General features: G+C 34.8%; 20 protein-coding genes. 14 read left to right on the top strand and 6 right to left on the bottom strand.

Annotated elements, in window-relative coordinates; translation table 11 throughout:
• Positions 1-4 precede the first annotated feature (4 nt).
• The 5 genes from gyrB to dnaA all read right to left on the bottom strand — a co-directional run bounded on the left by gyrB (position 5) and on the right by dnaA (position 6,099).
• Positions 5-1,942 carry a DNA topoisomerase (ATP-hydrolyzing) subunit B gene (gyrB, locus tag E7303_RS14420; protein ID WP_292146100.1) on the bottom strand — a complete coding sequence of 646 codons (1,938 nt, stop codon included), beginning with the start codon at positions 1,940-1,942 and terminating at the stop codon, positions 5-7.
• A gap of 15 nt (positions 1,943-1,957) precedes the next feature.
• Positions 1,958-3,064, bottom strand: coding sequence for a DNA replication/repair protein RecF (gene recF, locus E7303_RS14415; RefSeq protein ID WP_022772173.1), 1,107 nt, complete (start codon positions 3,062-3,064; stop codon positions 1,958-1,960).
• Positions 3,061-3,276 (bottom strand): RNA-binding S4 domain-containing protein, encoded by a 216-nt coding sequence (locus E7303_RS14410; protein WP_022772174.1) that lies wholly within the window; start codon positions 3,274-3,276, stop codon positions 3,061-3,063. The genes recF and E7303_RS14410 overlap by 4 nt, the downstream gene beginning before the upstream one ends.
• A 21-nt stretch (positions 3,277-3,297) precedes the next feature.
• Positions 3,298-4,407, bottom strand: a complete 1,110-nt coding sequence (gene dnaN / locus E7303_RS14405) for a DNA polymerase III subunit beta (protein WP_022772176.1) — start codon at positions 4,405-4,407, stop codon at positions 3,298-3,300.
• 294 nt (positions 4,408-4,701) lie between these two features.
• Positions 4,702-6,099 (bottom strand): chromosomal replication initiator protein DnaA, encoded by a 1,398-nt coding sequence (dnaA, locus tag E7303_RS14400; protein WP_292146098.1) that lies wholly within the window; start codon positions 6,097-6,099, stop codon positions 4,702-4,704.
• A gap of 541 nt (positions 6,100-6,640) precedes the next feature.
• Here dnaA and rpmH point away from each other — a divergent pair.
• The 14 genes from rpmH to deoD all read left to right on the top strand — a co-directional run bounded on the left by rpmH (position 6,641) and on the right by deoD (position 19,138).
• The gene (gene rpmH / locus E7303_RS14395) at positions 6,641-6,775 is read left to right on the top strand and encodes a 50S ribosomal protein L34 (RefSeq protein WP_013282343.1); all 135 of its coding nucleotides are present in this window, start codon (positions 6,641-6,643) and stop codon (positions 6,773-6,775) included.
• A gap of 57 nt (positions 6,776-6,832) precedes the next feature.
• The gene (rnpA, locus tag E7303_RS14390) at positions 6,833-7,183 is read left to right on the top strand and encodes a ribonuclease P protein component (protein WP_103869973.1); all 351 of its coding nucleotides are present in this window, start codon (positions 6,833-6,835) and stop codon (positions 7,181-7,183) included.
• Entirely contained in the window at positions 7,180-7,389 is a 210-nt protein-coding gene (yidD, locus tag E7303_RS14385; protein WP_022772180.1) for a membrane protein insertion efficiency factor YidD, read from the top strand. Before rnpA ends, yidD begins: the two co-directional genes overlap by 4 nt.
• Before the next feature lie 19 nt (positions 7,390-7,408).
• Positions 7,409-8,722, top strand: a complete 1,314-nt coding sequence (locus E7303_RS14380) for a YidC/Oxa1 family membrane protein insertase (protein WP_292146097.1) — start codon at positions 7,409-7,411, stop codon at positions 8,720-8,722.
• A gap of 27 nt (positions 8,723-8,749) precedes the next feature.
• Entirely contained in the window at positions 8,750-9,481 is a 732-nt protein-coding gene (jag, locus tag E7303_RS14375; protein WP_292146095.1) for an RNA-binding cell elongation regulator Jag/EloR, read from the top strand.
• 68 nt (positions 9,482-9,549) lie between these two features.
• Complete coding sequence (gene mnmE / locus E7303_RS14370; protein ID WP_292146093.1) at positions 9,550-10,971, top strand: tRNA uridine-5-carboxymethylaminomethyl(34) synthesis GTPase MnmE; 1,422 nt, start codon at positions 9,550-9,552, stop codon at positions 10,969-10,971.
• Positions 10,972-10,974: 3 nt separating this feature from the next.
• The gene (mnmG, locus tag E7303_RS14365; RefSeq protein WP_292146092.1) at positions 10,975-12,891 is read left to right on the top strand and encodes a tRNA uridine-5-carboxymethylaminomethyl(34) synthesis enzyme MnmG; all 1,917 of its coding nucleotides are present in this window, start codon (positions 10,975-10,977) and stop codon (positions 12,889-12,891) included.
• Positions 12,881-13,618: a 16S rRNA (guanine(527)-N(7))-methyltransferase RsmG gene (gene rsmG / locus E7303_RS14360; protein WP_292146091.1), complete on the top strand. Its 738-nt coding sequence runs from the start codon at positions 12,881-12,883 to the stop codon at positions 13,616-13,618. The genes mnmG and rsmG overlap by 11 nt, the downstream gene beginning before the upstream one ends.
• A 292-nt stretch (positions 13,619-13,910) precedes the next feature.
• Positions 13,911-14,687: a ParA family protein gene (locus E7303_RS14355; protein ID WP_292146090.1), complete on the top strand. Its 777-nt coding sequence runs from the start codon at positions 13,911-13,913 to the stop codon at positions 14,685-14,687.
• 13 nt (positions 14,688-14,700) lie between these two features.
• The gene (locus E7303_RS14350) at positions 14,701-15,597 is read left to right on the top strand and encodes a ParB/RepB/Spo0J family partition protein (protein WP_292146088.1); all 897 of its coding nucleotides are present in this window, start codon (positions 14,701-14,703) and stop codon (positions 15,595-15,597) included.
• Between the two features lie 17 nt (positions 15,598-15,614).
• Positions 15,615-16,136 carry a DUF4446 family protein gene (locus E7303_RS14345; RefSeq protein WP_292146087.1) on the top strand — a complete coding sequence of 174 codons (522 nt, stop codon included), beginning with the start codon at positions 15,615-15,617 and terminating at the stop codon, positions 16,134-16,136.
• Between the two features lie 63 nt (positions 16,137-16,199).
• Positions 16,200-17,492, top strand: coding sequence for a serine--tRNA ligase (gene serS / locus E7303_RS14340; RefSeq protein WP_292146084.1), 1,293 nt, complete (start codon positions 16,200-16,202; stop codon positions 17,490-17,492).
• 36 nt (positions 17,493-17,528) lie between these two features.
• Positions 17,529-18,416 (top strand): DUF3881 family protein, encoded by an 888-nt coding sequence (locus tag E7303_RS14335; protein ID WP_022772193.1) that lies wholly within the window; start codon positions 17,529-17,531, stop codon positions 18,414-18,416.
• Positions 18,417-18,430: 14 nt separating this feature from the next.
• The gene (gene deoD, locus E7303_RS14330) at positions 18,431-19,138 is read left to right on the top strand and encodes a purine-nucleoside phosphorylase (RefSeq protein WP_022772195.1); all 708 of its coding nucleotides are present in this window, start codon (positions 18,431-18,433) and stop codon (positions 19,136-19,138) included.
• 115 nt (positions 19,139-19,253) lie between these two features.
• Here the strand turns inward: deoD and E7303_RS14325 are convergent, their stop codons facing one another.
• Complete coding sequence (locus tag E7303_RS14325) at positions 19,254-20,132, bottom strand: SPL family radical SAM protein (protein ID WP_292146112.1); 879 nt, start codon at positions 20,130-20,132, stop codon at positions 19,254-19,256.
• Positions 20,133-20,163: the final 31 nt, after the last annotated feature.

The following is a 20,163-nucleotide window of genomic DNA, read 5'->3' as shown; positions in this document are numbered from 1 at the left end:
CTTTTTAAATATCCAAATTCTTAACGAATTTAGCATTCTTCTCTATGAACTCTCTTCTTGGTTCAACTTTGTCACCCATAAGAGTAGTAAATGTAACATCAATATCAGATTCTGATTCCTCATCCATGTTAACTCTGAGAAGTATTCTTCTCTCAGGATCCATTGTTGTTTCCCAAAGCTGTTCAGGGTCCATTTCTCCAAGACCTTTATAACGCTGGATTTTATTATTCTGGTCTCTTCCTACATCTGTGAGAATTTTATTTAATTCTTCATCACTGTATGCATACCAAACCTTCTTGTTTTTTTCCAGCTTATAAAGAGGTGGCTGTGCAAGATATACATGACCTTCTTTTATAAGTTCAGGCATAAATCTGTAAAGGAATGTAAGCATTAAAGTAGCAATATGCGCACCATCTACATCGGCATCTGTCATAATAATGATTTTGTCATAACGCAATTTGCTTATATCAAAATCATCATGAATACCAGTACCAAATGCCGTAATCATGGCCTTAATTTCTGCATTACCGTAAATTCTGTCCACTCTGGCTTTTTCAACATTAAGAATTTTTCCTCTAAGTGGGAGAATAGCCTGAGTAGCACGACTTCTTGCAGTTTTAGCAGATCCGCCGGCAGAATCTCCCTCAACGATAAATATCTCACAGTTTTTGGGATCTTTATCAGAGCAATCTGCAAGCTTACCAGGAAGTCCCAGTCCATCAAGAGCTGATTTACGTCTTGTGAGATCTCTTGCTTTTCTGGCTGCATCTCTAGCTCTCTGAGCAAGAATAGCTTTTTCCAAAATCTGCTTAGCAACAGTAGGATTCTGCTCAAGATAGTATGTAAGCTGTTCGCCGACAACACTTGCTACAGCTCCTCTAGCCTCTGAATTACCAAGCTTCTGCTTAGTCTGTCCTTCAAACTGAGGATCTTCGATCTTAACACTTATGATTGCTGTAAGACCTTCTCTGATATCTTCACCAGTAAGGTTTTCCTCACTGTCTTTAAGCATTTTGTTTGCTCTTGCATAGTCATTAAATGTCTTTGTAAGAGCTGCCTTAAATCCTTCAAGGTGTGTACCACCTTCAGGTGTATTGATATTGTTTACAAAAGTATAAATACTCTCGTTGTATGAATCATTATGCTGGAAAGAAACTTCAACCTGAACGTTATTCTTGTTTCCTTCAAAGTACATAATATCGCTATAAAGAGATGTTTTGCTCTTGTTGAGGTACTCAACAAATTCCTTTATTCCACCTTCGTAATGGAAAGTCTGCTTTATAGGATCTTCGCCTTCACCAACTCTTTTATCTGTAAGAGATATCTTAAGTCCCTTTGTAAGGAAAGCCATCTCTCTAAGTCTCTGCTTAAGAATATTATACTCAAATACTGTTGTCTCTTTGAAAATGAGCGCATCCGGCTTGAAATAAACTTTTGTACCTGTTGCATTTGAAGGCGCATCTCCAACAACCTTAAGAGGATAGCATACTTTTCCTCTTTCATATCTTTGCTGGTATACTTTGCCATCTCTTGTAACCTGTACCTCAAGCCACTCTGAAAGAGCGTTTACTACAGAAGCACCTACTCCATGAAGACCGCCGGATACCTTGTATCCCCCACCGCCGAATTTTCCACCAGCGTGAAGGATTGTGAATACAACTTCCACACCAGTAAGTCCGGATTTGTGGTTTACGTCTACTGGGATACCTCTACCATTATCTTTTACAACAATGGTATTGTCCTCGTTAATAGTAACTTCGATATGATCACAAAAACCAGCAAGCGCCTCATCTACAGAGTTATCAACAATCTCATACACAAGATGATGCAATCCTCTGCTTGCTGTTGTTCCGATATACATACCAGGTCTTTTTCTGACTGCTTCAAGTCCCTCAAGAATCTGAATTTGGTCAGCGCCATATTGTACTTCTTCGTTACCCATTATTTGCTCCATTTCTTAGTTTTCACTATTTACTGTTCCTTCAGTTACTTTGAACAGTTTATCTATTTCAAATCTGTTATTAACAAATTCATCAAGTCCGGTACATGTGATAATTGTCTGAATATCTCCTATTGTGTTAAGAAGGTAATTCTGTCTATTGCTATCAAGTTCTGACAATACATCATCAAGCAAAAGAACCGGATTTTCTTTTTTAGCTTTTTTCACAATTTCAATTTCAGATAGCTTTAATGACAAAGATGCTGTCCTTTGTTGTCCTTGTGATCCAAATTTTCTGATATCAATTTTTTCACTGTTATCGCTATTTCTTTTTACGATAAAAGAAAAATCATCCTTGTGAGGGCCAACTGTGGTCTGCTTTGCATAGATATCTCTTTGTCTGGAAGAACTTAATTTCTTTTCAAAATCAGTTGCATCCACATTTGGCTCATAATAAATCGACAGGTCTTCTTTACCACCTGTAAGCTTATTATGAATAGGTCTTATTATTTCATTAAGATCACCAATGAATTTTTCTCTAGTCTTGATTATGACAGATCCATATTCGCATAACTGCTTATCCTGAACATCAAGAAGAACGCTGTTTTCAGGATGATCAAACAGATCTTTTAGAACTTTGTTTCTTTCGACAACAAGTTTATTGTATTTAGATAGACTATTTAAATATACCTGATCAAGCTGACACAGCTCCATATCCATGAATCTGCGTCTTTCAGAAGGTCCGTTTTTTATGATACTAAGATCTTCAGGTGAGAAAAAAACTACGTTTAACTTTCCAATAAGATCCGAAGCCCGTTTTATCTTTTGACCATCAATTGCAATTCCCTTGGTCTTACTACTCCTAAGATGCATATCAACACGATATTCTGCGTTGTCTCTGTCAAGAATAGTCCTGATATGAGCCTCATCTTTTCCAAATCTAATAATCTCTTTATCCTTGCTACCCTTGTGTGACTTAGTGGTAGCTGACATAAATATAGCTTCAAGGATATTGGTCTTTCCCTGGGCATTATCGCCATAGAGAATATTAGTTCCACTACTAAAATCTATTTTTAAATTTTCGTAATTTCTAAAATCAGATAACTCTAATGATTTTATTATCATTTTTCTATTTTTACCTGTGTGCCATTATATTCCAAAATGTCTCCATCATATAGCTTGCGGCCACGTCTTTCCTCTATTTCTCCGTTAACCTTTACAAGTCCTGCCTGAATATCCATCTTGGCATCAACACCAGATTGCTCGAGACCTGCCTTTTTAAGGGCCTGTCCGAGCTTAATAAAATCATCCTGTTCTCTAAGTTTTACTATTTCCATGATATTTCCTTTTTGTTTTTATTAGTCAACAGTTGTGAAGTTGACAGGAAGAACAAGATAAATATATGATCCGTCTTTGTCTCTGATAAAGCATGGTGCCTTAGGATTAACAAGATAAATATCAACTGTCTCGTCTTCAATTACTCTGAGCGCATCAATAAGGAATTTTGGATTGAATCCAATCATAAGATCCTTACCCTGCTTCTCAATATCGATTTCTTCATCCATGCTACCAATGGCTGAATTGATCTTAAGTTCCATTTTTCCATCAGTAACTGAAATGATAACAGGCTTCTTATCTCCTTCTTTTACAAGAAGAGTTGCTCTGTCTATACACTCAAGGAACTCTTTTCTATTGATGGACATCTTTGTTTCATAGTCGCTTGAAAGCATCTGGTCAATACTGAAATACTCACCTTCAATAAGTCTTGAAACAACTATTGTCTTATCAAACTCAAATAATACGTGCTTGTCTGTGAAGTAGATGCTGACCATCTTATCAGCACTATCACTTAAAATTTTACTTATTTCACCAAGTGTTTTTCCTGGAACGATTACTTTTTTGTATGAATAACTTCCACCAAGTTTAACTTTTCTGATAGAAATTCTGTGACCATCAAGAGAAACAAGCTTTAAATTCTCACCATCAACTTCAAAAAGCTCACCAGCCATCATTTTGTTGGCATCGTTCTCTGAAATTGAAAAGATTGTCTGCTGAATTACATTTCTAAGTGTAAGGTGTGAAACTGAAACTCCATCAATTTTTTCAATAGATGGAAGATATGTAAAGTCATCACCCTTTCTGCCAATAAGATTAAACTTTGCTTTCTCGCAGCTAATTGTAACTTTATTGGATGAATCAGATTCGATCGTAACGTTATTATCAGGGAGTTTTCTAACTATATCTACAAAGAGCTTAGCATCAAGTGCTATAAAACCTCTTTCTACAATATCTCCGTCTACTATAGTCTGAATACCAAGTTCCATATCATTGGCAATAAACTTTATAACACCTTCTGTTGCATCAACAAGTATACATTCAAGAATAGACATTGTTGTTTTAGAAGGAACTGCTTTTGATACAATTTGGAGTCCACTCACAAGATTAGATTTAGAGCAAACAAATTTCATTTTGAATTATTACTCCCTTCGCATGCGTAAATATAAAAATATTATAAATAAATAATAAAAGAATTAATAATAGCTGTTGATAAGTGTAAAACCTATTCTATTATACTATTTATGCGGCTTTTTTACAATTTTTTGATTGTTGAAAAGAAAAAAATTCATGTTGAAAATTAAAAAGTTATAAACAAGCCAAATTTTAACAAATGAGTACTAGTTTTTCTTATCCACCCACAAATAACAGATAATCCTCTTTTAAATCACAATTAATCACCAAGGTTATCCACATTTGTTTGTTAATTAAAGTGATGGATTGATTTTTTTCATTATTATATCTATGTTTTTATTGAGTTCATCATCAACAGTTATTTTCTTTTTTATCTTATTTATACCGTTCATAACTGTTGTGTGATCTTTTTTACCCAGAAGTTTTCCTATTTCTTCTAATGAAGAATCAGTATGTATTCTGCACAGGTACATTATTATCTGACGTGGAAGAACAATATCTGAATTTCTCTTTTTGGAAAGGATATCCTCTTTCTTTGTCCCGTACTGTTCACAAACCGTGTCGATAATAAGCTGTGGTGTGATTACTTTTGATTTATCAGGATAAATAATATCCTTGAGAGCTTCCATAGCGTTCTCTAATGTAACATCTACATTGTTAAGTCGTGAATAAGCAATTATCTTGTTATATGCACCTTCAAGCTCTCGAATATTTGATTTAATGTTTGTAGCAATGTAATCAATTACTTCATCATCGATGTTTTTGCCATAGTTCTCAGAGTTCTTTCTAAGGATGGCCATTCTGGTCTCATAGTCAGGTGACTGAATATCAGCTATAAGACCCATTTCAAATCTTGATCTGAATCTCTCTTCAAGTGTTTCCATCTCTTTAGGTGGTTTATCAGATGAAAGAATTATTTGTTTTCCAGCCTGATGAAGCTCATTGAAAGTGTGGAAAAACTCTTCCTGTGTTGATTCTTTTCCTATAATAAACTGTACGTCATCGACCATAAGAACATCCACAGTTCTGTATTTTTCACGGAGTTTTGACATACTCTCTGTTTTACCACTTCTGATGGATTCAATAACTTCATTAGTGAACTGTTCAGATGTTACATATAATACTTTAGCTCTGTGGTCATGTTCCATAATGAAATGACCGATTGAATGCATAAGGTGAGTTTTTCCAAGACCAGGTCCACCATATAAGAAAAGAGGATTGTAGGAAATTCCTGGTGATTCAGCTACTGCAAGAGATGCAGAGTGAGCAAACTTATTGTTGCTGCCTACTACGAAAGTATCAAATCTGTATTTGGGATTGAGATTTGAATGCTCATAATTTACGTTATTTTCATAGGCTCTTGCATTATTCTCGTCGTTTTCATTTTGAGTTTCTTCATTATTAATAATATCTTTGTTCAAAATGAAAGTAACATCAATCATGAGTTCCAAAAACTCAGAGATCGTAACGCGAATAAAGTCCATGTAGTGATTTATTATGTACTGAAGTGCCATGGAATTATCGGATGGAATAAGAATTTTTACATTATTATCCTGAACACTATATACAGTTAAAGGATCAATCCAGGTACGATATGATATTTCTGTAATACCGGATTCTATCTTTATTGTATGTTTAATCGACTCCCAATTATCTCTTAATTTTTCTGTGATTTCTTTAGATGATTGCATGAAAAAACTCCCAACAAGCATAATTTTAGACTTTAATTATTGTATATTAAAAGGCTATAAATATCAAACAAACTCAAATTGTGGATAACTTATTTCAAAAATTGATTATTTTTAGATACTTTTTTTCACTGTGGAAAAGTGTTCTGTTTTCCACGCGAAGCTATCTACACTTGTAACGCCCATAAATTCGGGGCTTTGAACAAAATATACCCAATTAATGTACTGGCTTATCCACAAAATTGAGGAAAATTGTGGATAAAATAGTTCAAAAATTAATAATCAACAGGTTGTCCACAAATTCAACATTTAGCTGTGGATAATTTTTTTTGATACTACATATTGTTTATATTTTTTTAGAAAAAAAATTAGTGATTTATTATATGATTTTATGTCCATTAATGGCTTGACTTCGGCCTTTTTATTTTTTATAATTATAAAGATTTTTTCCACACTGGATAATTTTGAGATTGTTCATATTATGAATTTTCTCATTTGACGGACCTTTATAGGTTAGTTTGTATAAGAAGGAGGTGTTTCCAATATGAAGATGACATTCCAGCCTCATAAGCTTCAGAGAGCCAGAGTTCACGGCTTCAGAGCAAGAATGGCTACAAAGGGCGGCAGAAAAGTACTCGCTGCTAGAAGAGCAAAGGGAAGAAAGAGATTATCTGCATGATATTAAAGGCCGCAATTACTGTGGCCTTTTTTCTTCTTAATAAAAAAGGATAATATGATGCTTTTTTCAGAATCTATGAAAAAAACGAATGATTTCCTGAATGTTTATAGGAACGGAAAGAGTTACGCTGACAAAAATATTGTTATTTATGTGTGGAAAAATGAAGGTTCCAGAAATAAACTAGGGATTTCATGTAGTAAAAAAGTTGGGAACAGTGTTGTAAGGCACAGATTTGCAAGACTTGTTCGAGAATCGTACCGACTACATGAAGATATATTCAATAGTGGTTTGGATATAGTAGTCGTGGCCAGGGCCTGTGCAAAAGATGCGAATTTTTTTGATATTGAGAAATCAGTATTAAGCCTGGCTGGGAAGGCCCGCATAATGAAAAATGGCGGTGATTTATGAAAGAAATACTTATCTATTTAATTAAATTTTATAGGAAGTATCTGTCTCCATTAAAAAGAACAAAATGTCCATATATTCCTACATGTTCTGAATATGGACTAGAAGCAATAGAAAAATACGGAGCCCTTAAAGGGGGACTTTTGGCTGCATGGAGGATACTTAGATGTAATCCTTTCTCGAGCGGCGGATATGATCCGGTTCCGTAGGCTTTAGAGGAGGTCAATTTTGACGGGAGCATTTTTTTTAACCCCTTATCAGGGTAAGATAGTTGGGCCTGTAGCTTGGGTATTGGGACACATCATGAATGGTATTTTCAATATTTTAAATGCCATTGGTATTCCAAACATTGGTCTTGCTATTATCATTTTCACATTAGTTATCTATTTATGTCTTTTACCACTTACATACAAGCAGCAGAAGTTTTCTAAACTTCAGTCTAAAATGAGTCCTGAACTTAAGGCTATACAGGCTAAGTACAAGGGCAAAAAAGACAACGATTCTATGCTTGCTATGCAGGAGGAAACAAAAGAGCTTTATGCAAAGTATGGTGTTTCTCAGACTGGTAGCTGTCTTCAGCTTATAATCCAGATGCCTATTTTGTTTGCTCTTTATCGTGTTATTTATTCTATTCCAGCATATGTTACTATTGTTAAAAATGCGTTTTATCCACTTGTTGAGCAGTTACGTAATACTGATGGAGCTGTAGCTTTTATTCAGGAAACTTTATCAAGTGCCAAGAACTACTCAAATCAGTTTAACAACGAGTTATTTACATCAGGTGATCCAACTTATGTGGAAAACACATTGGTTGATGTTCTTAATAAAGCATCAACAGCTGATTGGGATGCACTTACTTCTAATTTCGGAAACTTAGCTGATTCTATTAATACTACACATGCACAGTTGAATCAGTTTAACTCTTTCCTTGGACTTAACATTGGTGATTCACCTATGTACATGGTTCAGACAGCTTTTGCAAACAAGAACTTCATTCTTCTTATTGGTGGAATTATTGTTCCTGTTCTTGCAGCCCTTACTCAGTGGATCAACACAAAGCTTATGCCTCAGCAGACTGACAATAATGGAAAAATCGATCCTGATGATCCAGCAGCTCAGATGCAGCAGTCTATGAAGACTATGAACATTATGATGCCTCTGATGTCAGCATTTTTCTGCTTCAATCTTCCTGCAGGTATGGGTCTTTATTGGATTGCCGGTGCTGTAGTTAGATCAATTCAGCAGATCGTTATCAACAAACATATCGATAAGATTGATATCGATGCTGAGATTGCAAAGAATACTGAGAAATATAAGCAGAAGATGGAGAAGATGAAATCTACTCCTCAGATGAACAGATATGCTAACATGTCTACAAGAAATATTAGTTCTAGCGCTAATACTTCTGTGAAGTCTGATTCTGAAAAAGAAAAGCAACTTGAGGATGTAAGAGCTAAGTTTAATGGTAAGGAAATTCGTAAGGATTCACTTCTTGCCAAAGCCAATATGGTTAAAGAGTTCAACGAAAAAAATAATAAATAAATAAGATTTCCTTATGTGGAGGATAAAATGGAATACAGAGAGTTTAGCGCAAAGAATGTTGATGATGCTATTACAGAAGCTTGCGAAACATTTACAGTTACCAGTGATAAACTTGATTATGAAGTTATTTCCGCTGGTTCAGCAGGATTTCTTGGTATCAATTCCAAGCCTGCAGTTATAAAAGCAAGAGTAAAAGAAGAGAATGAAGTCTCAGAAGTAAAGACAGAAGAAGTTTTTGAAACAAAAAAAGCTCCTGAGAAAAAAGCTGAAGAAGTTAAAGTTAACAATGCATCTATTGATAGTGATGATCTTTGCAATAAGGCTAATGAATTCTTAAAAGAAGTATTCGAAGCCATGAAAATGGAAGTTAGTGTTGAGACTAAATTTAATCAGCAGGATAAGATCCTTGATGTTGAGTTAAATGGACCTGAAATGGGGGTTCTCATTGGTAAGAGAGGCCAGACACTTGATTCTTTACAGTATCTTATTTCCCTTGTTGTTAACAGAGGGCAGGCTGATTACATTCATGTAAAAGTTGATACAGAAAACTACCGTGAAAGAAGAAAAGCTACTCTTGAGAATCTTGCTAAGAATATTTCTTATAAGGTTAGGAAGTCAAGACAGTCAGTTGCTCTTGAACCTATGAATCCTTATGAAAGAAGAATTATTCATTCAGCTCTTCAGAATGATAGATATGTTACAACACATAGTGAAGGTGAAGAACCATTTAGAAGAGTAGTAGTTACTTTAAAGAAATAATGTTAATCAAATACCCCTTGGACAATTTGTTCCTTGGGGTATTATTTAAGTAAGTGAGAGGACTTCATATGTCTACTGTACTTAATAATTTTAGTAATGATACTATTTGTGCTATTGCAACTGCTATGTCTGATGCCGGTATTGGTATTATCAGAGTTAGTGGAAAAGATGCAGTTTCAATATGCGATAAAATCTATATGTCAGCTAATAAGGAACATACACTTATTAACCACGTTCCCAATTCAATTCGATTTGGATATATTTGTGATGATTCTAAGATTATAGATGAAGTCATGATTTCTTATATGAAGGCTCCCCATAGTTATACAAAAGAAGATGTTATAGAAATCAATTCACATGGTGGAATGCTGGTGATGAATGAAATCTTACAACTTTTATTGAAAAATGGTTGTAGATTAGCTGAACCAGGTGAGTTTACAAAGAGAGCTTTTTTGAATGGCCGTATTGACCTTACAAAAGCAGAAGCTATCATGGATGTTATTAGTGCTCAGAATAATTTTGCACTTGAGAGTTCCAGGTCACAGCTTCAGGGAAAAGTTTATTCTAAGATAAAAGAGCTTAGAGAAAAGATTCTTTATCAGATGGCATTTATTGAATCTGCTTTGGATGATCCTGAAAATTATGATCTTACAGGTTTTCCTGAAAAATTAAGAGGAATCATCGAATCTGTTAATTCAGAAATTAGCTTTTTGATCAATACTGCAGATGAAGGTAAGATCAGAAAAGATGGAATAAAAACAGTAATTGTTGGTAAACCTAATGCTGGTAAGTCATCTCTTTTGAATACTTTAACAGGAGATGAGAGAGCGATAGTTACTGATATTGCCGGTACAACACGAGATATTATAGAAGAGACAGTAAGGCTAGGAGACATTGTTCTTCATGTTATAGATACTGCTGGTATCAGAGACACTGACGATGTTATAGAAAAAATAGGCGTTGATAAAGCCAAAAGTAAAGTGAGCGAAGCAGATCTTGTATTATATATATTAGATTCTACTTCAGCTCTTGATGATGAGGATAAACAGATCATTGATCTTTGCAAGGATAAAAAGACAATTGTTCTATTAAATAAAAACGATCTTTCTGATAATATTAAAATAACAGAAGATATCCTTCGCATGCAATTTTCAGAGTATAAAACTGATAAATTACCTGTTATTAGTACCTCAATGCTTAAAGGAAACGGCATTCAGGAATTAAAGGAAGCTGTTGCTGATCTTTTCTTAAATGGCGACATTGTTCCTAAACAGGAATTGTATATTACGAACTTGAGACATAAGTCTTTATTAAAGGAAGCTTATGATAGTTTATTGCTCGTAATTGATAGTATAGATAAAAATCTTTCTGAAGATTTTTACAATGTTGATCTTACAAACGCATATGCTGCACTTGGTGAAATAATTGGTGAAGAAGTTGGAGATGATCTTGTTGAAGAAATATTCTCTAAGTTCTGTATGGGTAAATAATTTATGATAGATATAAGAGAAAAATATGATGTAATTGTTATTGGTGCTGGTCATGCAGGATGTGAAGCTGCTCTTGCATGCAGCAGACTTGGTCTTAATACTATTGTTTTTACAATGAGCGCTGATAATATTGCATTCATGCCATGTAATCCACATATTGGTGGATCTTCAAAAGGACATTTAGTAAGAGAGATTGATGCTCTTGGCGGAGAAATGGGAAAAAATATTGATAAGACATTTCTTCAGTCAAAAATGCTTAATACTTCAAAGGGACCTGCTGTTCATTCACTTAGATGTCAGGCAGATAAGATGGAGTACTCCAAAGAAATGAGAAAAGTGCTTGAAGCTCAGGATAATCTTACAATTAAGCAGGCAGAAGTTTCTGAAATTCTTTTTGAAGAGTATAACGATGATGGTTATAAAAAGAAAATTACCGGAGTTAAGATTTTTTCCGGAATGATATATGAAGCAAAAGCAGTTATTCTTTGTACCGGGACTTATCTAAAAAGTAGATGTCTTACAGGTGAGTCCATCACTTACAGCGGACCAAACGGTCTTTTGCCTTCTAATTATTTGTCTGAGTCACTTATTAATGCGGGTATTTTACTTAGAAGATTCAAGACAGGTACACCTGCTCGTATGGATGGACGTACTATTGATTATTCAAAAATGTCTGAACAGTTTGGTGATGATCCGGTTGTTCCTTTTTCTTTTGATACGGATGCTGCAGATGTTCAAAAGCCACAGGTGTCATGCTGGTTGACATATACCAACGAAAAAACACATGAAATAATACGAAATAACATTGATAGATCGCCAATTTATGCAGGCATCATTGAGGGAATTGGCCCCAGATACTGTCCATCAATAGAGGATAAAGTTGTTAAGTTCCCTGATCATGAGAGGCATCAGGTATTTGTCGAACCTGAAGGAACATATACAAATGAAATGTACATTGATGGTATGTCTTCATCTCTACCCGAAGATGTTCAGCTTGCTATGTATAGAACAGTTCCTGGTTTGGAAAACTGTAAGATAGTAAAGAATGCTTATGCTATTGAATATGATTGTCTCTGCCCCGGTCAGCTTTCTCCTTATTTGGAAATAAAGGAAATCAAAGGTTTATTCAGTGCCGGACAGTTCAATGGAAGTAGTGGATATGAAGAAGCAGCTGCCCAAGGTCTTTATGCCGGAATCAACGCATCAATGCAAATTCTTGGAAAGCCTTATCTGACTATTGATAGATCTGAAGGATATATTGGAGTTCTTGTTGATGATCTTGTAACAAAAGAAAATCTTGAACCTTATAGAATGATGACTTCTCGTGCAGAATACAGATTACTTTTAAGACAAGATAATGCTGATATAAGACTTCGAAAAAAAGGTTATGAGGTTGGACTCATTGACCAGGCAAGATATGACAAGCTGGTTTCAAAAATTGAAGCAATAGATAATGAGGTTAAGAGATTAAAGAATACTGTTGTTGGTGCTAACAGTAAAATGCAGGCTTTCATGGAGAAGAATGGAAGTTCACCTTTAAAGACAGCAACTTCATTGGCTGAACTTATTTGCAGACCAGAATTTTCATATGAAACAATTGCTGAGATTGATACTGATAGAAAAGAACTTCCTTCAGATGTTATTGAACAGGTAGAAATAACTATTAGATATGAGGGTTATATTAATAGACAGGAAAGACAGGTAGAGCAGTTTAAGAAACTTGAAAAGAAATTAATTCCTGTTGATATTGATTACAATGATGTTGGTAGCCTTAGATTAGAAGCGAGACAAAAACTTGAAAAGTTCAGACCTACAAATATTGGTCAGGCTTCCAGAATTGGTGGAGTAAATCCTGCAGATATATCTGTGTTACTTATATATCTTGATTCATTGTATAGAGGTAATAAGGATGAGAACTAAATATAAAAATATGTTAGATGATTTCAGTTCATATGGAATTGAATTATCGGATAGACAACTAGAGCAGTTTAATATGTATTATGAATTGCTTATCAAATGGAATGAAGTTATGAATCTTACAGCTATCACAGATTTTGATGATGTATGTAAGCTTCATTTTGTTGATAGTATTTCTGCTTGCAAATATTTTGATTTTAGTTCCCAAAATTATTCATTAGTTGATATTGGTACTGGGGCAGGATTTCCTGGTATACCATTAAAGATTGTTTTTCCAAACTTACATATTACATTGTTAGATTCTTTGAATAAACGCTTGAATTTTTTAAATGAAGTTATTGATACATTAGGACTTAACGAAACAGGTTCGATTAAGACACTTCATGGAAGAGCAGAAGATTATTCACAGCCAAAGGAAGGTTCACTTAGAGAGACATTTGATATTGCAGTTTCAAGAGCAGTTGCAAATATGTCTACACTTTCAGAATACTGTCTTCCTTATGTAAAGGTTGGAGGAGTGTTTATTGCTTATAAAAGTGAAAAAGCATCTGAAGAATTAGACAATGCTAAAGGAGCAATACATCTTCTTGGAGGAAAACTTTCTAGTTCTAATGAATTTCTTTTACCTGGTACGGATGTAAGTAGAACTATTTGTATTGTTAATAAGAAAGAAAATACTTCAAAGAAATATCCTCGCAAAGCAGGTATTCCTTCAAAACAACCTCTATAATAGATGTTGTGGTTTTACTATTTTTGTTAATCAATGTTTCACGTGAAACATTACAATTAACTACAATTATTAACACAAAAAATTGTTTCACGTGAAACATATAAACCCAAGATATTGTAATCGTAATCGTGAAACATTAATATTTAGATAAAATTGTATTGTGAAACCGTACAATTTTAAATACAATATCTAGATTTATAAAAATAATTAGTGATAAAGATGAAATGTATTAAACCACATTGATGAATTGATGTTATACTAATTATAGTGTGTTTTGAAAATAGGAGGAAAAATGGGAAGAGTTATTGCGATAGCAAACCAGAAGGGTGGAGTCGGAAAAACCACTACTTCGATAAATCTATCGGCAGCGCTTGCTGAAAGAGGAAAAAAAGTATTAGTTATTGATACTGATCCACAGGGAAATACAACAAGTGGTTTTGGTCTTGATAAAAATGAACTTGAAAATAGCATCTATGAACTAATGATAGGTGAGTGTACTATTGACAAAGCAATACAGAAAGATGTTGTTGAAGATCTAGATGGAGTAGATATCATACCATCAAATGTTAATCTTGCAGCTGTTGAGATTGAGTTAATAGACGCAGATCAGAAAGAATTCATTCTTAGGGAAGCAATAAGTAAAGTAAAAGATAATTATGATTTTATTATTATAGATTGTCCACCTTCACTTAGTATGTTAACAGTTAATGCAATGACTACAGCCAATACTGTTTTGGTTCCAATACAATGTGAGTACTATGCGTTGGAAGGATTAAGCCAGTTAGTACATACAGTTAATCTGGTCAGGGATAGATTAAATCCTGAACTTGAGATGGAAGGCGTTGTATTTACAATGTTTGATTCAAGAACAAACCTTTCACTCCAGGTTGTAGAAAATGTTAAAGAGCATATTCAGGAAAATGTTTATAAAACAATCATTCCTAGAAATATTAGACTTGCTGAAGCACCTAGTTATGGCTTGCCAATAAATATATATGAACCAAAGTCAGCCGGTGCAGAAGCATATAGACTTCTGGCAGACGAAGTTATAGAAAGAAAGTTTGATTAAGTTGGAGGGGAGAATGGCACCAAAGAGTACTAAAAGAGGTCTGGGAAAAGGCCTTGATTCAATAATACCTGCAAAGGTATCAACTTCTAAAAAAGAAGTACCCGAAGAAAAGCATGTTGAGGGTCAGGTAGTCACAGTAAATATAACAAAGATAGAACCAAACAGAAGTCAGCCAAGAAAAACATTTGATGAAGATAGTCTTATAGAACTTGCTGATTCAATTAAACAGTTTGGAATAATCAATCCACTTATTGTTACTGATAAGAAAGATCATTATGAAATAGTTGGCGGTGAGAGAAGATGGAGAGCTGCCAAGAAAGCCGGCTTAAAAGAAATTCCTGTAATTATTAAAGATTTAAGTGAACAGGAAATTGCTGAAATAGCATTGATAGATAATATCCAGAGAGAAGATATCAATCCTATTGAAGAAGCACTTGCTTATAAAAAACTCATTGATGATTTTGGATATACTCAGGATGTAGTTGCTGAAAAGGTATCAAAGAGTAGAGTAACAATTACAAATTCATTAAGATTATTAAAACTGTGTGACCATGTAAGACAGATGGTTATCGAAGGAAAAATTTCAACCGGTCATGCAAGAGCATTGATCTCAATCGAGAATGAAGAAGAACAGATAACAATTGCTCAAAAAGTTTTTGACGAGAAGCTCAGTGTAAGAGAAACCGAAAAACTGGTTAAGTCACTTGGAAGGCCAGCAAAGAATAAAAAGAATAATACTAAGAATGAAAGTATCGATGCAGTATATGCAAGTCTTTCAGAAAAATGTAAACAGGCAGTTGGTACAAAAGTAGATATTATCTCTAAAGGTGATGGCGCAGGAAAGATTGAAATTGAGTTCTATAGTAATGACGATCTTGAAAAAATCATCGACAGATTATGTAAAGGATAAAATGGAGATAATATAAAATGAATAGTGGATTACTGAATGCTATAGGAATAGGAAATATAGATCCTGCAATAATATTTATAGTACTAATAGTTCTGATCATTGCTTTGTTTGTATTATTTATTATCAATGCAAACAAACTGAAAAAACTTGAAAAGAAATACAACAAGTTTATGCAGGGAAAAGAAGCTGAATCATTGGAAGAAGAAATTGTTGGACTGTTCCATGATAACAGGCTTATACGAAGTGAAAATGAGAAGAACAGAAAAGATATAATTGATATCAATAGAAGAATGGCCAGGACATTCCAAAAAATAGGATTGGAAAAATATGATGCCTTCAATCAGAGTGGTGGAAAACTTAGTTTTTCATTATGCCTTTTGGATGAAAATGACAATGGATTTCTTTTGAATTCAGTTCATGGAACTGACGGAATCAATTATGCTTACTCAAAAGAAATAAACGCAGGAGTAGCAGATGTCGAGCTAAGTAATGAAGAAAAGAAAGCTTTAGAGCAGGCGCTTGACAGTGTAAACAGATAACAACTTATTTAAAATTAAATTGTTATAAATATATTTTAATAATATTTTTTGGAGGAGATCGAAATGATCGACATTAAATTTTTACGTGAAAACCCAGATGTAGTAAGAGAAAACATCAAGAAAAAATTCCAGGATGAAAAACTTCCTCTTGTTGATGAAGTAATAAAGCTTGATGAAGAAAGAAGATCAAACCAGCAGGAAGCCGATGAAATCCGTGCTCACAAGAATAAGATTTCTAAAGAAATCGGTGGACTCATGGCTCAGGGCAAGAAAGACGAAGCAATGGCCCTTAAGGATGAAGTAGCAAAAGAAGCAAAGAGACTTGAAGAGCTTGAGGAAAATCAGAAGAAACTTGATGAAGAAGTTACTAACAAAATGATGATCATTCCTCAGATAATAGATGAGTCAGTTCCAATCGGTAAAGATGATTCACAGAACGTTGAGATTGAAAAGTTTGGAGAACCAGTAGTTCCTGATTTTGAGGTTCCTTATCATACAGATATCATGGAGAGCTTCAACGGCATCGACCTTGATGCGGCAAGAAGAGTAGCAGGTAATGGATTCTATTATCTTATGGGTGATATTGCAAGACTTCATTCTGCAGTTATCTCATATGCAAGAGATTTCATGATCGACAGAGGATTTACATATTGTGTACCTCCTTTCATGATCCATGGAAACGTTGTTGCAGGTGTTATGAGTTTCCCAGAAATGGAAGCTATGATGTATAAGATTGAAGGTGAAGACCTCTATCTTATCGGAACTAGTGAACACTCAATGATCGGTAAGTTCATTGATCAGATCATTCCTGAAGATGAAGTACCAAAGGCACTTACAAGTTATTCACCTTGTTTCAGAAAAGAAAAAGGTGCTCACGGTATAGAAGAGCGTGGTGTTTATAGAATTCACCAGTTCGAAAAGCAGGAAATGGTTGTTATATGTAAACCAGAAGAATCAAAGATATGGTATGACAAGCTTTGGAAGAACACAGTAGATCTTTTCAGATCTATGGATATTCCTGTTCGTACACTTGAGTGCTGTTCAGGAGATTTGGCAGACCTTAAGTGCAAATCATGTGACGTAGAGGCTTGGTCACCAAGACAGAAGAAATACTTTGAAGTTGGTAGCTGCTCTAACCTTGGAGACGCACAGGCAAGAAGACTTAAGATCAGAATCAAAGGTAAAGATGGAAACTACCTCGCACATACACTTAACAACACTGTTGTTGCTCCTCCAAGAATGCTTATTGCATTCCTTGAGAACAACCTTCAGGCTGATGGAAGCGTAAGAATTCCTGAAGTTCTTCGTCCATACATGGGCGGAAAAGAAGTTCTTATTCCTACAAAAAAGAACTAATTATTTAATCGAAACTCAGAAAGAGGTGAAATCTTATTGCATAAATTCTTAAGAGCGGTAGGTTTTTCCAAAATTAAAGATAGAAAAGAACTTACAAAGTTAATAACTGATTCTATACAAAATGCAGGAAAGCGCTCATATGTAACAACCGGTGATAACATAATACTGGCTGAATTTGCAAGAGATTTTGCTGATGGTATCGGATTTGCTGTATGCGGGGAATTTGATGAGGACGATAAATTCATTTATGAATATTACTATCCTTATCTTGTTCCAACAGGGATAAGTACTGAAGAAGATATCAATGTTGAGAGACATGCAGCGCAATATTCATACGCCGGAGTTTGTAATGAACCAAGAATTGGAGTGACACTTATTTTTTACCTTCAAAATATGATTCCATATGTGAAGTATGAAAATGAAGATCATTTTCCAATACGAGGAACAACTCTTTCTCTTTCTGCTCTGTCAATTAAGGGACAGATACTAATGCCCATAGCCAAGACAGAAGAGGAAAAAGAGGTTGCCAAAAAGAAAAACAATTATAGAAATAAACTAATAAACAATGCAAGGAGAGGGGATGAGACAGCAATCGAATCCCTGACCCTTGACGATATGGATCTTTACACAACACTATCCAAGAAAATCAGAAAGCAGGATGTATACAGTCTCGTTGATTCATACTTTATGCCTTATGGCGTAGAGTGTGATCATTACTCAGTTCTTGGTGAAATAAAAGAAACAAGGACAGTTGAGAATAGTATGACAAAAGAAAAAATTCATATCATGCGGGTTAACTGCAATGACCTTGAATTTGATGTTTGTATAAATGATGAAGATTTGTTGGGAGAACCAGCAGTTGGTAGAAGATTCAAAGGAAATATCTGGATGCAGGGTTATATTAATTTTCCAGATGCAAATTGAAAGGAGATTAAACTATGTCAACACCACATAATAGCGCAGAAAAAGGTGATATAGCGAAGACCGTCTTAATGCCAGGTGATCCACTTCGTGCGAAGTTTATAGCTGAGACATTTATGACTGATATAAAGTGCTTCAATGAAGTAAGAGGAATGCTCGGCTTTACAGGTAAGTATGATGGAAAAGAAATCTCAGTAATGGGACATGGTATGGGAATTCCATCAATTGGAATCTACACTTATGAACTTTTTAACTTCTATGATGTGGATAACATCATCAGAGTTGGAAGTGCCGGTGGATTACAGGACGATGTTAATGTAAGAGACATCATTTTTGCAATGGGTGCTCATACAGATTCCAACTATGGATTCCAGTTCGGACTTCCAGGAACATTTGCTCCAACAGCAAGCTACAAGATTCTTGAAAAAGCAGTAGCTATAGCAAAAGAAAAAGGTGTTACCTACCATGTAGGCGATGTTCTTTCATCAGATGCATTCTACAAGAAATGCAATGAGAGCGAGCTTTACAAGAAGATGGGAGCCCTTGCTGTAGAGATGGAAACACCAGCTCTCTACATGAATGCAGCAGAAGCTCACAAGAATGCACTTACAATTCTTACAATTTCTGATCACCTCTTCAAGAGTGAAGAGCTTTCAGCACAGGAGCGTCAGACAAGCTTCACAGACATGATGGAAATTGCACTTAAGACAGCAATTCAGCTTTAATTATAAAAAGGAAGTCGCATGACTTCCTTTTTTGATGCAAAGATTTATCGTTGAAAATTTTTACCAAGGTTATTCCAGAAATAACCATATTCTTCATACCTAGATAGAGTCTTTACTATAAATCGAACAGACTCAATTGCTTATATTTTTCAGGAAGCTCCTGTAAAAATTTAAAACAATCATCAGGTGTTGATAGAAGCCCGTTATCCATGCAGATGTTTTGAAATAGTTTCTTTAACTCTTTTGAATTAGGACTAGGTAATTCATATGAATTTCCGTACTGTTTGATATACCGCTCTTTCATCCCTGGGAAAAACTTATCTAATGCTGCATAATAATATTCTCTGTCGCCTTCACGAAGAGTAAGGCCCATACCAAAATCGATAACACCTTTAACGCCTGTTCTAACACATTCATTAAGTATGGCTGAAATATTTTCTTTTGTATCATTGATAAACGGCAAAATAGGAGTAAGCCAGACTATAGTCGGAATACCTTTTTCCTGTAAAATTGATAAAACTTCAATTCGGCGCTTTGTATTACAGACATTAGGTTCAAGGATTTTGCAAAGATCATCGTCATAGGTTGTAAGTGTAATTTGAACTACACATTTAGCAGTTCTATTAATCTCTGTGAGCAAATCAATATCGCGAAGAATTAAGTCAGACTTAGTTTGAATAGCAGCACCAAAGCCATATTTAAGTATTATTTCCAAACAACGTCTCGTCAGTTGTAGTTCTTTTTCGCAATGCATGTATGGATCGGACATTGCACCAGTCCCAATCACGCACGTTTTTCGTTTGGATTTCAGAACTTTTTCTAAGAGTTCAGGAGCATTCTGCTTTACCTCAACATCTTCAAAGGGATGTGTGAATTGATAGCATGTGCTCCGGCTGTCACAATAAATACAACCGTGGGTGCATCCACGGTAAATGTTCATTCCACAGTATCCATTTTTTCCGGACAGAATACTCTTTGCGTCAGTAAAATGCATCTTTTCACCATCCATTCTGACTAAGTTAAAT

Origin of the sequence: Butyrivibrio sp. (assembly GCF_015056685.1) — a bacterium.
Lineage (GTDB): Bacteria > Bacillota > Clostridia > Lachnospirales > Lachnospiraceae > Butyrivibrio.
The sequence above is the reverse complement of the archived record's forward strand: the minus strand, read 5'-3'. Positions and strand labels throughout refer to the sequence as shown.